This window comes from Stenotrophomonas sp. STEN008, assembly GCF_056760435.1.
Genome location: NZ_JBRRET010000003.1, coordinates 202576 through 216522, shown reverse-complemented (window position 1 = coordinate 216522; position 13947 = coordinate 202576). Strand labels below are relative to the sequence as shown.

General features: G+C 67.2%; 12 protein-coding genes. 4 read left to right on the top strand and 8 right to left on the bottom strand.

Annotated features, from left to right (window positions below):
* Positions 1-139: 139 nt before the first annotated feature.
* Together ACVOME_RS03005 and ACVOME_RS03000 are read right to left on the bottom strand one after the other, a co-directional pair.
* Entirely contained in the window at positions 140-319 is a 180-nt protein-coding gene (locus tag ACVOME_RS03005; protein ID WP_004150462.1) for a 30S ribosomal protein THX, read from the bottom strand.
* Positions 320-429: 110 nt separating this feature from the next.
* Complete coding sequence (locus ACVOME_RS03000) at positions 430-843, bottom strand: MerC domain-containing protein (protein ID WP_053518754.1); 414 nt, start codon at positions 841-843, stop codon at positions 430-432.
* A gap of 134 nt (positions 844-977) precedes the next feature.
* Here ACVOME_RS03000 and ACVOME_RS02995 point away from each other — a divergent pair, with 134 nt between their 5' ends.
* From ACVOME_RS02995 to ACVOME_RS02980, 4 genes are all read left to right on the top strand, one after another.
* Positions 978-3185 (top strand): TonB-dependent receptor, encoded by a 2208-nt coding sequence (locus ACVOME_RS02995; protein ID WP_481504705.1) that lies wholly within the window; start codon positions 978-980, stop codon positions 3183-3185.
* Between the two features lie 277 nt (positions 3186-3462).
* The gene (locus ACVOME_RS02990) at positions 3463-4029 is read left to right on the top strand and encodes a TetR/AcrR family transcriptional regulator (protein WP_053518751.1); all 567 of its coding nucleotides are present in this window, start codon (positions 3463-3465) and stop codon (positions 4027-4029) included.
* Positions 4029-5702, top strand: a complete 1674-nt coding sequence (locus tag ACVOME_RS02985) for an MFS transporter (protein WP_074900903.1) — start codon at positions 4029-4031, stop codon at positions 5700-5702. Before ACVOME_RS02990 ends, ACVOME_RS02985 begins: the two co-directional genes overlap by 1 nt.
* 10 nt (positions 5703-5712) lie before the next feature.
* The gene (locus ACVOME_RS02980; RefSeq protein WP_065174666.1) at positions 5713-6873 is read left to right on the top strand and encodes an HlyD family secretion protein; all 1161 of its coding nucleotides are present in this window, start codon (positions 5713-5715) and stop codon (positions 6871-6873) included.
* Positions 6874-6948: 75 nt separating this feature from the next.
* Here ACVOME_RS02980 and ACVOME_RS02975 read toward each other — a convergent pair whose 3' ends face one another.
* The 6 genes from ACVOME_RS02975 to creC form a co-directional block, all read right to left on the bottom strand.
* A complete protein-coding gene (locus ACVOME_RS02975) occupies positions 6949-7440 on the bottom strand; it encodes a Fur family transcriptional regulator (protein ID WP_053517393.1) in 492 nt (163 codons plus the stop codon).
* A 33-nt stretch (positions 7441-7473) separates the two neighbouring features.
* Complete coding sequence (gltX, locus tag ACVOME_RS02970; RefSeq protein ID WP_481504704.1) at positions 7474-8877, bottom strand: glutamate--tRNA ligase; 1404 nt, start codon at positions 8875-8877, stop codon at positions 7474-7476.
* A gap of 90 nt (positions 8878-8967) precedes the next feature.
* Positions 8968-10566 (bottom strand): M20/M25/M40 family metallo-hydrolase, encoded by a 1599-nt coding sequence (locus ACVOME_RS02965; protein WP_111185835.1) that lies wholly within the window; start codon positions 10564-10566, stop codon positions 8968-8970.
* 98 nt (positions 10567-10664) lie between these two features.
* A complete protein-coding gene (locus ACVOME_RS02960) occupies positions 10665-11075 on the bottom strand; it encodes a hypothetical protein (RefSeq protein WP_065181152.1) in 411 nt (136 codons plus the stop codon).
* A 10-nt stretch (positions 11076-11085) separates the two neighbouring features.
* Positions 11086-12405: a cell envelope integrity protein CreD gene (creD, locus tag ACVOME_RS02955; RefSeq protein WP_481504703.1), complete on the bottom strand. Its 1320-nt coding sequence runs from the start codon at positions 12403-12405 to the stop codon at positions 11086-11088.
* Between the two features lie 81 nt (positions 12406-12486).
* Entirely contained in the window at positions 12487-13947 is a 1461-nt protein-coding gene (creC, locus tag ACVOME_RS02950; protein WP_481504702.1) for a two-component system sensor histidine kinase CreC, read from the bottom strand.

Genomic DNA, 13947 nt, shown 5'->3' with positions numbered 1-13947 from the left:
GGGGGGGCCCGCCCGCGGCCCGCTGCCTTTGGGGGGGGGGCCGGGCCCCCGCCCCCGGCCAACGCGGCGGCCGCAACGACACGCATAAAAAAACGCGGCGCCAGGCGCCGCGTTCTTCGTTGACCCATCGGCCGGCCGATCAGGCCTTGGCGACGGCCTTCTTCGCCACGGCCTTCTTCGCCGGAGCCTTGGCCACGGTCTTCTTGGCGACCGGGGCAGCGGCGCCTACGGCGACCTTGCTCGCGGTGTGCGAACGGGCGTTGCCGTAGCTGGCGTTGTAGCGCTTGCCCTTGGCGGTCTTGCGGTCACCCTTACCCATGTCTTCAACTCCTCAAATGTGAAATCTGGTTACCCCGTGCTGACACGGGTTCGGCGGGGCCGCCTTGCTGGACGCCCCCGCGCACGATCGGAAAGCCTATCACGGAGCGCCTAGTGCGCGCAGCTGGCGTCGTGTACGTGGCTGTGGTTGAGCCGCAGATTGACCAGATGGGCAACGCCGACCAGCAGACCGCCAATGGTCATCACCACCGCGTGCGGCACGGCATTGTGATGCAGCGGGTCGTACAGAACCCCGGCCCACAGCGCGACCAGCCCGGGAATCAGGAACGCCAGCGCGCGCAGGGCGCCATGCCGGCGGTAGCCCCAGACAAGGCTGAACAGACCCAGCAGGGTCACGAACACGACCAGCGCCTGTTCAACGCCATCGCTGAGCCAGAACGACAGGCCCAGCGAAGGCGCCGCGGCCAGCAGCACCGGAATCACCGCACAGTGCACTGCGCACAGCATCGATCCGGTGGCACCGAAACGGTCGAGCAGATGGCGCAGGTGGGAGGAGAGGGACATGACTTCCAGCAGGGTCGGCGAATCGTTATGGAATAATATAACATCCCTCCCTGGTCCGCACGATCTCCTCTCCCCCTGTCCCGCGACGGGATACGTGCGCTTCACAATTGATACACAGTAACAAGGATTTCTCGATGCCCGCCCCTTCCCTGCGGTTCAAGCCGCACACCCTCGCCCTGGCGCTCGCCGCGCTGCTGCCGTCCGCCGCATTCGCCGCAGCCGACGACGATGCGCACCGTGACCGCCACCTGACCGAGCTGTCGTCGGTGCAGGTCACCGCCTCGCCGCTGCAGGGCGATGCCGAGTCGCTGGCGCGGCCGGTCGAAGTGCTCGCCGGCGAGCGCCTGGACGAACAGAAGGCAGGCACCCTCGGCGATACGGTGGCCAAGCTGCCGGGCGTGCAGAGCACCTTCTTCGGCCCCGGTGTCGGTCGTCCGATCATCCGCGGCCAGGAAGGCCCGCGGGTGGCCGTGCTGTCCAACGGCATGGGCAACATGGATGCCTCCACCGTCAGCGCCGACCATGCCACCAGCATCGAGCCGTTCCTGGCTGATCAGATCGAAGTGCTGAAGGGTCCGGCGACACTGCTGTTCGGCAGCGGTGCGATCGGCGGCGCGGTCAACGTCGTCGATGGCCGCATTGCCCGCGAGCTGCCCGACCGTCCGCTCAGCGGCCGCGCTGAACTGCGCGGCAACTCCGTCAATGACGAACGCAGCGGCATGTTCCGCCTCGACGGCGTCAGCGGCAACGTCGTGCTGCATGTCGACGGCCTGGTGCGCAACGGCGACGACTACCGCATTCCCGGCTACGCGGTGATCGACAGCCTGGAAGACCACCACGAAGACCATGACCACGACCACGCGGGCGAGGAAGGCGACGAGCCGCGCCGTGGCCGCCTGGACAACAGCTCCATCCGCACCCGGGCCGGTGGCGTGGGTGCCACCTGGCTGGGCGAGGGCGGCTACTTCGGCGTGTCGGCCAGCACCTATCGCACCAACTATGGCATCCCCAATGGCGCCCACGTCCACGCGGACGGCGACGATCATGACCACGATCATGATCATGATCACGGCGAGGAGGAGGAAGGCGGCGACGAGCATGACGTACGCATCGACATGGTGCAGAACCGCTTCGAGACCAAGGCCGGCATCTACAACCCGGTCTCGTTCCTGAAGAACATCAATGCCCGCGTGGCCTACACCGACTACGAGCATGTCGAGCTGGAGGCCGGCACGCCCTCCACACGCTTCACCAACCGCGGCATCGAAACCCGCCTGGAAGCCGTACAGCAGCAGGTCGGTGGCTGGGACGGCGCCTTCGGCGTGCAGTTCGGCAACAGCGATTTCGGCGCCAAGGGCGAAGAAGCATTCGTGCCGGACACCGGAACGAAAAACATCGGCCTGTTCGTGCTGCAGGAGAAGCAGTTCGGCCCGTTCAAGCTCGAACTCGGCGGCCGCCACGACCAGGTCAAGCTGGACCCGACCGGCGATTACCGCCGCCGGCAGTTCGATGCCACCAATCTGTCCGCGGCCGGCATCTGGAAGCTCAACGACGCGGTCGACCTGCGCATCGGCGTGGACAGCTCCGAACGTGCCCCCACCAATGAAGAGCTGTATGCCGCTGGCGCGCACATTGCCACCCGCTCGCTGGAAATCGGCGACGCCAACCTGAAGACCGAGCGCGGCCAGCGTGTCGAGCTGGGCATCCACACCCACAGCGATCGCCTGGACTTCTCCGCCTCGATCTACCAGACGAAGTTCAAGGACTTCATCTACCTGGCCGACACCGGCGTCACCGAAGGCCTGCCGGTGCGTGCATGGACGCAGCAGGATGCGGTGTTCAAGGGTGCCGAGGCGGAAGCCCTGGTGCATCTGTTCGAAGGCGTCGCAGGCGACTGGGATCTGCGCCTGTTCGGCGATTACGTGCAGGCCAAGCTGGACGGCAACGGCAGCCGCAACCTCGACATCGCGGTGCCGCACGGTGACCACAACCACAACTACACCGTGGAGCTGGCCAACACCGGCTACCTGCCGCGCATCGCCCCGGCCCGCGTCGGTGCCGACCTGCGCTGGGCGAAGGACGGCTGGCGCGCGTCGGTGGGCGCCGTACGTTACAGCCGGCAGAGGGACGTGGCGCAGAACGAAGAGCCGAGCAACGGCTACACGCTGGTCGATGCGCACCTGGCCTACCGCTGGGATCGCAACGACAGCAACAGCTATGAGGTGTTCCTGGATGGCAGCAACCTGACCAACCGTGAAGTGCGCCCGCACACCTCGCTGCTGCGCGACTACTCGCCGCTGCCGGGCCGCGGTGTCGCATTCGGCATCCGTGCGTACTTCTGACCCGTCCAGCAGCAGGACGCCGATCCACTGATCCCTGACGACGCTCGTTGTCGTTCTCTCCCGGGGGGGCCTGCTGGCCCCCCGTTTTTTTTTTGGACACGGTACGGCTTCAGTCGTGAGCCGCATCGTGACGTGATCAACATGGCCGCGTGGCACCTCCCACCTGCCATGGATAAGAATTCACACACCGATCACAAAGATGTGCGTAGGACAACAACCGGACAATCCCGTCACTCAATGTCTCGCACATCGGACACTTCTGTCCGAAAATGAACCCATGACCGCTCAACGCGCTGATGCCGCTGCCCGCCGTGCCCTCATTCTCGACGCCGCCGACCATGTGTTCGGGCAACACGGCGTCACCGCTCCGCTGGACCTGGTGGTCGAACGCGCCCAGGTGGGCCGGGCCACGCTGTACCGCAATTTTCCCGACCGCACCGCGCTGATCCAGGCCCTGCTGCAGCGTGCGGTCGACCGCATCCGCCGCCAGGTGGAGCAGCTGGGCGACCGTGACGACGCCCTGTTCGAGGTGTTCGAGGGGATGGCCCAGCGCATCATCGATTCACCTGCGCTGGCCGATTACTGGCGCGCCGTTGATTCGGACGTGCCCTCCATGCGCGCCGCGCGCGAGACCGTACGCGACCTGCTGGAAGCACCGATCCAGCGGGCCATCGCCGCAGGCCTGTGCCGTCCCGATCTGGAAAAAACGGATATTTCACTGATCTCCGGCATGCTGGGAGCGGCCCTTCGCGGCAAGACCCGTGACGAGCGCGCCCGTCTGGCCGGGCGTGCCCTGCAACTGCTGCGCGGAGGACTCCAGGGAGCAGCCAGCGGAGCACGCTGATGGTGCAGCCGTATCTGAAGCCGGTGCCGGACTGGGAGGAGCATGAGAAGCCCACCATGCCCGGATCGGCTTCCATGCCGTGGCACCCTCCGTACCGGCGTGCAGCCTATGCCCTGGTGTCCCTGCTGGTGGCCATCACCGGCGGCCTCGGCAATGCGCTGGTCACCGCCAACCTGCCGTTCCTGCAGGGGCAACTGCAGCTCACCCCGACCCAGGGCAGCTGGCTGGTGGCCGCTTACGCGATGGTCAACGTCACCGCCAACCTGCTGGCCTTCAAGTTCCGCCAGCAGTACGGCATCCGCCTGTTCGCCGAGATCGGCCTGGGGCTGTATGCCGCGCTGGCCGTGCTGCACCTGTTCGTGGGCAGCTTCGAAACCACGATGCTGACGCGCGCGGCCAGCGGTTTCGCCGGTGCGGCGTGTTCAACGCTGGGTACGCTGTACATGCTGCAGGCGTTGCCGCGGCGCTTCACCGGCAACCTGCTGGTGGTCGGCGTCGGTCTGTCGCAGCTGGCAGTTCCGCTGGCCTGGATCGTGTCGCCCGGCCTGGTCGATACCGGGCAATGGCACCAGCTGTATTCCTTCGAAGCAGGGCTGGCGCTGTGTGCGTTCGCGGCGGTGGTGGTGCTGAAGCTGCCGCCAGGCGTGCAGATCAAGGCCTTCGAGCCCATGGATTTCCTCACCTTCAGCCTGCTTGCCCCGGCGGTTGCGCTGCTGGTGGTGGTGCTGGCCCAGGGCTACACGCGCTGGTGGCTGGACACACCGTGGCTGGGCTGGGCGCTGGTCGCCTCGATCGCGTTGTCGACCACCGCGTTCATCATCGAGCACTACCGGCGCAATCCACTGCTGCAGACGCGCTGGCTGGCCAGCCTGCCGGTACTGCACTTCATCGTGGGTGCGTTCCTCATCCGCTTCCTGACCACTGAGCAGTCCTACGGCGTGGTCAGCCTGATGCGCACGCTGGGCATGGGCCCGGACCAGCTGCGCCCCTTGTTCGTGGTGATTCTGGCAGGGGTTGTCACCGGCATCATCGGTACCGCCGTGACCTTCGGCCCGAAGCGGCTGATCCCGCAGCTGCTGATGGCGATCCTGCTGCTGGGTTCGGCGGCGTTCTTCGACCAGAACCGCACCAGCATGGACCGTCCCCACGATTTCTACCTCAGCCAGTTCCTGGCCTCGGTCGGTGCCGGGATGTTCATGGGCCCGCTGATCATGCTGGGCATCTCCGCCGCCCTGAAACAGGGTGTGGACCACATGATCACCTTCCTGGTAACGCTGTCGATCACCCAGACGCTGGGCGGGCTGGCCGGCTCGGCGCTGCTGGGAACCTTCCAGCTGCATCGCGAACAGCTGTATTCCAGCGCGCTGACCAGCCAGCTTGATCCCGCCGACCCGGTGGTGGCGCAGCGCCTGCGCATCCAGCAGCAGCTGTACGCCGCGCAGATCACCGATCCGGTGCTGCGCAGCGCGCAGGGCACCGCGCAGCTGGCACAGACGACGCGCCGCGAGGCCAATGTCCGTGGGTTCAATGATGTGTTCACCCTGAGCGGCTGGCTGGCGATCGGCTTCCTGTGCTGGTTGCTGCTGCTGTCGCTGCGTACCGCCGTGCTCAAACAGTGGCGCAAGCGCCATCCGCCCTCCTCCGCTGCGGCCTCCCCCGCAGCGCCCCGCTGAGTCCTTCGCCATGCCTCCCGTCCCGCCCCGTCCCGACGATGCCGACAACGTGACTCCACCGCCGCCAACCGACGCGGCACCTGCGCCCACGCCGGTTGAGCCGGCGGTCGCGCCGAAGTACCTCAGACCCAGCGCGCGCAGCGTGGCAGTGATGGTGGTGGTGGCCCTGCTGGGCATCGCACTGATCCTGCGCGCGTGGCACCTGTGGCCGTTTGCCAGCAGCGTGATGGTCACCGACAACGCCTACGTGCGCGGGCAGATCACGGTGATGGCACCCCAGGTCAATGGCTATGTGACCGAGGTGCTGGTGAAGGACTTCCAGCACGTGAAGAAGGGCGAACCACTGCTGCGCATCGATGACCGCATCTATGCGCAGCGCGTGGCGCAGGCACAGGCCACGCTGGACAGCGCGCGCGCGGCGTTGGCCAACTCCGATCAGTCGCAGGCGCAGAACCGCGCGCAGATCGCTGCGGCCCAGGCCACCCTGTCCGCCGGCAAGGCCGAGCTTGAGCGCTCCCGCAACGAGCTGAAGCGATACGAACAGCTCGCCGCACAACGCCTGGTATCGATCAATGACCGCGACCGCTTCCGCACGACCCAGGCGTCGGCGCAGGCCAGCGTGCAGCAGTCACAGGCACAGATCCGCATCGCCGAGGAAACGCTGGTCTCCACCCAGGTGGCACGCAAGAGCCTGGAGGCACAGGTGGAAAGCGCACAGGCGCAGCTGGAACTGGCACGCATCGACCTGGCCAATACCGTGATCCATGCGCCGCGCGACGGGCAGATCAGCGAGGCCAGCGTGCGCACCGGCCAGTACGTGGCCGCCGGCTCGCAGCTGCTGTTCCTGGTGCCCGACGCGCTGTGGGTGGTCGCCAACTACAAGGAGGGCCAGACCTGGCAGATGCGCATCGGCCAACCTGCGACGTTCGCCGTGGACGCGTTCCAGGGCCAGGTGCTGCGCGGCCATGTGGAGCAGATCGCCCCCGCCACCGGCTCGGAATTCAGCGTCCTGCGTCCGGACAATGCCAGCGGCAACTTCACCAAGGTGGTGCAGCGGCTGCCGATCCGGATCTCGATCGATCCGGGGCAGGAGCTGGCCGCGCGACTGCGTCCCGGCATGTCGGTGATCGCACGGGTGGATACGGCGGCCGAGCCTGCGCCGGCCCGGTAGGGTCGAGCTCGTGAAACGGGGGTCAGATCCCTTTTGCCTTGGCAAAAGGGATCTGACCCCACTCGCGCCGGCCGCTCAGCCTGCGCAGCGGGCGCAGAGTCCGTGCACTTCCAGCGTCTGCGCCTGCGGCTGGAAGCCGAGCTCCTTGGCCCGCTTCTCCAGCTGGCCGACGATCTCGCGGTCTTCCAGTTCCACCGCGCTGTGGCAGCTGTTGCAGATCAGGAACGGCACCGAATGCGCCGCACTGCTGGGGTGGTGGCAGGCCACGAAGGCATTCACCGATTCCAGCTTGTGCACGAAGCCGTTGGCCATCAGGAAGTCCAGCGCGCGGTACACGGTGGGCGGGGCATCGGCGCCCACGCCCTTGCCGTTGCGCACCCATTCCAGCAGCTCGTAGGCCTTGACCGGCTTGCCGGCTTCGGCGATCAGCTTCAGTACGTTGGCGCGGATGGGGGTCAAGCGCAGCCCGCGTTCGCGCGAGACACGCTCGACCACCGCCACGAAATCCGATGCGTCATGGACGTGGTGGTGGGGGGCGGTACAGGCAGTGGCAGTCTTGGCGGGCATGCGCGTTCTCCGGTTCGGCCTGGCAAGGATGCCTCAGACCGTTGCTACCTTGGTAATGGCCGCGTCGATGCGTTTCAAGGCCTGCTCACGGCCGGCCAGGTACACGGTGTGGGAAATGTCAGGGCTGACCTGGGTACCGGTGATGGCCACGCGCAGCGGCTGGGCGACCTTGCCCATGCCGATCTCCAGCGCGGCGGCCGTGTCGTGCAGGGCCGTGCCGACCGCTTCGGCCGTCCATTCCGGCAGCGCCGCCAGCAGTTCACGGGCCTTGCCCAGGGCGACCTCGGCCCCGGCCTTGAAGTGCTTGGCCACTGCGGCTTCGTCGTAGTCGTTCAGCGGCTGGTACCAGACCACGGCCTTCTCGGCCATTTCCTTCAGGGTCTGCACGCGTTCACGCAGGGCGATCACCACGTCTACCGGTGCCGGGCCCGCCGCCACGTCCAGGCCCAGCTTCTGCAGCTGGTAGAGCAGGTGCGGCACGATGTCGGCCGGTTCCACGGTCTTCAGGAAGTGCTGGTTGACCCAGCCCAGCTTGGCCATGTCCAGGCGCGACGCCTTGGAGTTGCAGTCCTTCACATCGAACAGGTCGATCAGTTCCTGGCGGGTAAACAGTTCCTGGTCGCCATGCGACCAGCCCAGGCGGGCCAGGTAGCTCAGCAGTGCGTCCGGCAGGTAGCCGGCATCCCGGTACTGCATCACGTCGGCGGCACCGGTGCGCTTGGACAGCTTGGCGCCCTGCTCGTCCAGGATCATCGGCATGTGGCCGAACTTCGGCACCGGTGCACCGATGCCTTCGTACAGGTTGATCTGGCGCGGCGTGTTGTTGATGTGGTCGTCACCGCGGATGACCTCGGTGATGCCCATGTCCCAGTCATCCACCACCACCGCGAAGTTGTAGGTGGGATAGCCGTCCGGACGGAAGATGACCATGTCATCCAGTTCGCTGTTGGCGATCTCGATCCGGCCCTTGATCAGGTCATCGAACACCACCGTACCCTGCAGCGGATTCTTGAAGCGGATGACGCGGTTCGGGTCGTCCCGGTATGGCAGGCCCAGCTCGCGCGCGGCACCGTTGTAGCGCGGCTTTTCCTGCCTGGCCATGGCGGCTTCGCGCATCGCGTCCAGCTCTTCCCGGGTTTCATAGGCGTAGTAGGCCTTGCCGTCGGCAATCAGCTGCTCGGCGACTTCCCGGTAACGGGCCACCCGGTCGGTCTGGTAGATCGGACCTTCGTCGTAGTCCAGGCCCAGCCACTCCATCGCCTCCAGGATGGCGTCGATCGCCCCCTGGGTGCTGCGTTCACGGTCGGTATCCTCGATGCGCAGCACGAACTCGCCGCCGCGGTGGCGGGCCTCCAGCCAGCAGTACAGCGCGGTGCGGGCGCCACCGATATGCAGATAACCGGTAGGACTGGGGGCGAAGCGGGTGCGGCAGGTCATGTGGGGCTCGAGGAACGGGAATTCCCCGATTTTACCACCAGCCCCGCGCCGGCACGGAGGGACGGACGGAGTCCGCCCCTCCGGCTCACGTCACGGCTGCGGCTCGGCCTTGCGCGGGAACGACTGCTCTCGCATCGCCGCGTTGTAGGCAAAGGAGGCCACGATGGCCGCTGCCTGCTTGAGATCTTCGGGCTCGGCGTGGTCCCAGGTGTCCAGATGGCTGTGGTGGACATTGGTGAAGTAATCCAGCCGGTCCTGGATGAACTGGAAGCCGGGCAGGCCGATGCGATCGAAGCTGATGTGGTCGGTGCTGCCGGTGTTGCGGGTCGCCACCGTGGTGGCGCCGACGTCATGGAACGGGGCGAGCCAGGCCTCGAAGATCGGCATCGCCGCCAGGTTCTCCTGCGCGTAGATGCCACGGAAGCGGCCGGAGCCGTTGTCCATGTTGAAGTAGACCTGGAACTTGCTGTAGTCGCGGGTCTTGCGCAGCGGTCCGGTGGGGTCGCGCAGCGAGGCCGGCAACGCCTTCTGCGCAGCGTCCACCGGTTCCGGGAACTGGCCGAAGTGCTTGGCGACGTAGGCCTGCGAGCCGATCAGGCCCTGCTCCTCGCCGCTCCACAGCGCCACCCGGATGGTGCGCCGGGGCTTGGCACCGGTGGCCTTGAGGATGCGCATGGCTTCCATCATCACCGCCACGCCGGCCGCGTTGTCGGCCGCGCCGGTGCCGCTGTGCCAGGAATCGAGGTGCGCGCCGATCATCACCACCTCATCCGGCCTGCTGCTGCCCCGGATCTCCGCCAGCGTGTTGTAGCCGGGCTGATCGCTGTCGTCGGTGAAACGCGCGCTCACGTCCACCCGCAGGCGCACGGGCTGCTTGGCCTCCAGTGCACGCACCAGCGGATTGAAGTGCTCGGCGATCATCGCCAGCTCCGGAATGCCGACCGATTCCCCGGCCTTGCGCGAGCCGCCACCGGCCACGCGGATGATGCCGTTGTCCCAGCTGCTGATGCTGATCGAGGCCAATGCGCCTTCCTCGACGAAGAAGGCGTTGACCTTGGCCGCCAGCGCCTGCCTCTCCTGGTACTCCTTCACCCGCTTGGCGCGCTCGGCGGTGGCGTCCTTGTCCTTGGGCAGGGTGAATTCCTGCAGTCCCTCCAGCGAGGTGGCGTCGTGACGATGCGAGTCCGGCTCGGTACCCCGCTTGTACTCGCGCGCCTCGCCGAGCAGCAGGATCTTCCCGCGCAGCTTGCCGCGGTACTTCTCGATGTCTTCCGGCTTCTTGATGTCCACCTGTACCAGCTCGCCCTCGACCGGTCCGCGGGTGCCCGGCGTCCAGGCCTTGGGCAGTGCGTGCAGCGGCATCACGCGGTCGCCGAGCATCTCCACGCTGGCCGAGGTGAACTCCCAGCCACGGCCGAAGTCATCGAACGCTTCGTCGTGGACATTGTCCAGCTTCCATTCGGTGAACTTGCTGCGGGTCCACGCGTTTGCGCGCCCCATCGCCGGGGAGTTGGTCAGGCGCGGCCCGATGCGCTCGGTGAGATAGCTGAAGGTGTCCATCACCTGCGAGCGATGGAACGCCTCCTGGCGGATGCGGCTGACCATGTCCAGGTCCACCGGCTCGCGCTGCTGCGCCATCGCATTGCCGCTCATCGCCAGCGCAACCGCCAGCACGCCCCACTTCAGCACATCCCACCCCTGCCCTTCGGCTCGATCATCAACCCCTCGAGTCTAGCCAGCGGGGGCGCTTGGCCCCCGTCCCATCGGTCATGGGCGGTGCAGGCGCCTCATCCGCTCCAGCCCAGCCACAACTGGGCGCGCATGGGCAGCAGCAGCAACCAGTGCCGCCGGTCAATGCTGCTGCAGCCGTAAACCGCAGCATGCGCAGGCCAGTCGCCGGGCAGGCCGGCGATGCCGATCTCGGCCAATGCCCCCGGCCCGGCCTTCCAGGGCCGGTAGCGCGGCACCTTTCCACCCAGCACGCCACGTCCCTGCCGTGCACCGTCCAGCCACTCCAGCCCCTGCCCCAGCACTCCTTCGCAGGTGGCCGCTGCCAGCTGGAAGCGGACCAGGCCGGGGGCGATCCGTGCCCCCGGCAGGGCCGCCAGCACGCCATGCGCCTGCAGCAGTGCATCCACTTCGAGCAGGGCCGGAATGCCTTGCTGGGCTCTCAGCCGCAATCCCTGGCGCCATCCCATCGCGTTCTCCTCACTTTGCTTCCGCGCCCAGCGCATACCAGTCCACGCGGCGGGTCACCCACATCGCCAGCGCCAGAATCACGAACAGCAGCAGCGAGCCCATCAGCAGCGCGTTGTTCTCCGAGACCAGCAGCCCGTAAAGCGCGCCATACAGCACGGTCAGCAGCGCGGCGAAGCCCAGGCCGCGCTTCCAGTGACCGAGCACGTTGGCCAGATACACCGCCTGCACGCCGATGCAGGCCGCCGCCGAGACCAGATAGGCCTTCCAGAAGGCGATGTGCTCGGACAGGCTGATCAGCAGCAGGAAGAAGATCGCCAGCGCCAGGCCCACCATCAGGTACTGCAGCGGGTGGATGCGCAGCGATCTGATCAGCTCGAACAGAATGAAGCCGACGAAGGTGAGCAGCACGAACAGCACGCCATACTTGGAGGCGCGATCCGCCTGCGTGTAGGCATCGACCGGATCGACCAGCGACACGCTCACCGACTGCGACGCCCCCGCGCCATCGCTGCGCAGCTGGCGCTGGGCATCGGAGGCCAGCGAGGACACCGCCCAGCGTGCGTCGAAGCCCTGCGCATCGACGCGGCGTTCGTTCGGCAGGAAGGCGCCGGCGAAGGACGGATGCGGCCAGCGCGAACGCAGTGCGATGCGGTTGTCATCGCCTACCGGCACGACCGACAACATCCGGCTGCCGTCCAGCCGCAGCTCCAGCTCCACCGTGCTTGCTGCCAGCTGTCCACCCTGCACCCCGGCAAAGCCGGCCACGGGGGCATGCAGGCCGCGCCCCAGTTCCGCAGCGGCGCCGACACCCGGCAGCAGGCGCACCTGGCGGCCATCCACGCGCAGGTTGGGCGTCCCGACCAGGCCACGCGCGTCAGATACGCCCAACGCCACATAGGGCTGGCCATAGGTACGGCCTGGCTTGACCGGATAGTCGTCAGCCGCGAAAGAGGCCTTCAACTGGCCGTTCCAGCTGTATACCGGCACCTTGAACAGCCCGACCTCACGCTGGCTGGGCAGCATCTCGCCGCCAATGTCGAGCGAGGCCGGCATCTGCAGCCAGTGCCCTTCGCTGACCTGCACCTCGGTCTTCTTGTTGCCCTTGGCGTCGACGACTTCCACCTGCTGGCGCTCCACCCACGGCACCACCCGCACCGGCCCCACCAGCCGCTGCGCGCCGGCGCGGCTGTCAGCGACCCGCGCGAAGGCTTCGTCGCGGTATTGGCTGCGCTCGTTGATCACGCTGCGGATCATCATCAGCGGAATCAGCAGCAGCAGGATCAGTCCGCCGACAATGGCGAACCGCAGCAGCATGTTCAGGGATTTCATGGTCCATCCTCGTTGGAGAGGGCTGCAGCATGGACCGTCGCGGTGAGCGGGGTTTGTGGCGAATTTGAAGCGGATGTGAAGTCAGCGCCGCGTGCGCGGGCCGGGCATGCCCAGCGGCAACCACAGGCTGGCCACGGTCCCGCCGCCGTCGCGGGCCTGCAGCTGGACACGGCCATCGTGCAGGCGCGCTACTTCCTGCACGAACGGCAGCCCGAGGCCGGAGCTGCGGCGGCCACTGCCGGGACGGGCCAGCGAATAGAAGCGCTCGAACACGCGGTCACGGGCATAGTCGGGGATGCCGGCACCCCGGTCGGCCACCTGCAGGCGCACGCCGCCGTCCTCAACCTGTGCCTGCAGCACCACCTCCGTCCCCGATGGAGAGAAGGCAACCGCGTTGTCGACCAGGTTGTTCAGCGCCTGCCGCAGCAGATAGGCATCACCCTGAATGCTCAGATCCGCCACGGCATCAGTGCGTACCTCGACGCCGGCCGCCTGCGCGCGCACCTGCGCGGCTGCGACGGTCTGCCGCAGCAGGTCCGGCAGCGCGATCGGAGCACGGGTCTGCAGCCAGCCATGCTGCTCCACTTCGGCCAGCGCCAGCAGCTTGTCGATGGTTTCGGTCAGCCGCTCCTGCTGCTCGAGGATGCTGCGCGCGAAGTGCGCACGGTCGGCATCGGCCATCGGTTCCTGCAGCAGCTCGGCGGCGCCGCGTATCGCGGCCAGCGGACTCTTCATTTCGTGCGTCAGCGACTGCACGTACTGCTCGACGTAGGCCTTGCCCTCGAGTTTGCGCCGCATGGTCTCCAGTGCCTGGCCGAGATCACCGATCTCATCGCGGCGGCGGCGTGGCGGCGGCACCGGCTCACCGGCGGTGACCGCGCGCGCATAGCGGCTGAGCTGGCCCAGGCCGGTGGTCAACCACATCGTCACCAGCACCCCGACCAGCGCCGAGAGTCCTATCAGCCATGCGCCGCGTTCGATGATGGCGCGCTGGCTGGCCGCAATGAACGGATCGATGCTGCGGTTGGGCTGGGCCAGGGTGAGCACGCCGATGAGGGTGCGGCCATCGCCCGGGTCGTACACCGGCGCGGCCACATGCATCACGGTGTTGCCCTCCTCGCCCGGCGTCTCCGGGCTGGAGCGGGCGCCGTACTCGCCGCGCAGGGTGCGGTAGACATCGTTCCAGCGCGAGTTGTCACGACCGACGTCGCGGCCCAGCGAATCGTAGATCACGATGCCTTTCGCATCGGTGATCGTCACCCGGTAATCGAGGGCGCGCTTGGGAAAGCGCCACACCATCGCTTTCAGGTCGCGCTGCCGCGCCTTGGCCAGGTTGCGGGTGAAACTGCCACTGTTGATGGTGCCCGCCTTGACGTCCGCCGCCGCCATCTCGGCCAGCACGTTGGCCGCATCGACCAGGGTCGATTCCATCGCCTGGCGCACGCCCGGCTTCACTTCGTTGACGAACACGCGCATGACGAAGAACGCGGCGATGCCCACGATCAGGAAGAAGCCCAGGAACAGCTTCATCACCAGACGCAT

Coding starts and splice junctions, on each gene's coding strand:
- ACVOME_RS03005 (WP_004150462.1), bottom strand. CDS start 319: ATGGGTAAGGGTGACCGCAAGACCGCCAAGGGCAAGCGCTACAACGCC.
- ACVOME_RS03000 (WP_053518754.1), bottom strand. CDS start 843: ATGTCCCTCTCCTCCCACCTGCGCCATCTGCTCGACCGTTTCGGTGCC.
- ACVOME_RS02995 (WP_481504705.1), top strand. CDS start 978: ATGCCCGCCCCTTCCCTGCGGTTCAAGCCGCACACCCTCGCCCTGGCG.
- ACVOME_RS02990 (WP_053518751.1), top strand. CDS start 3,463: ATGACCGCTCAACGCGCTGATGCCGCTGCCCGCCGTGCCCTCATTCTC.
- ACVOME_RS02985 (WP_074900903.1), top strand. CDS start 4,029: ATGGTGCAGCCGTATCTGAAGCCGGTGCCGGACTGGGAGGAGCATGAG.
- ACVOME_RS02980 (WP_065174666.1), top strand. CDS start 5,713: ATGCCTCCCGTCCCGCCCCGTCCCGACGATGCCGACAACGTGACTCCA.
- ACVOME_RS02975 (WP_053517393.1), bottom strand. CDS start 7,440: ATGCCCGCCAAGACTGCCACTGCCTGTACCGCCCCCCACCACCACGTC.
- gltX (WP_481504704.1), bottom strand. CDS start 8,877: ATGACCTGCCGCACCCGCTTCGCCCCCAGTCCTACCGGTTATCTGCAT.
- ACVOME_RS02960 (WP_065181152.1), bottom strand. CDS start 11,075: ATGGGATGGCGCCAGGGATTGCGGCTGAGAGCCCAGCAAGGCATTCCG.
- creD (WP_481504703.1), bottom strand. CDS start 12,405: ATGAAATCCCTGAACATGCTGCTGCGGTTCGCCATTGTCGGCGGACTG.
- creC (WP_481504702.1), bottom strand. CDS start 13,947: ATGCGTCTGGTGATGAAGCTGTTCCTGGGCTTCTTCCTGATCGTGGGC.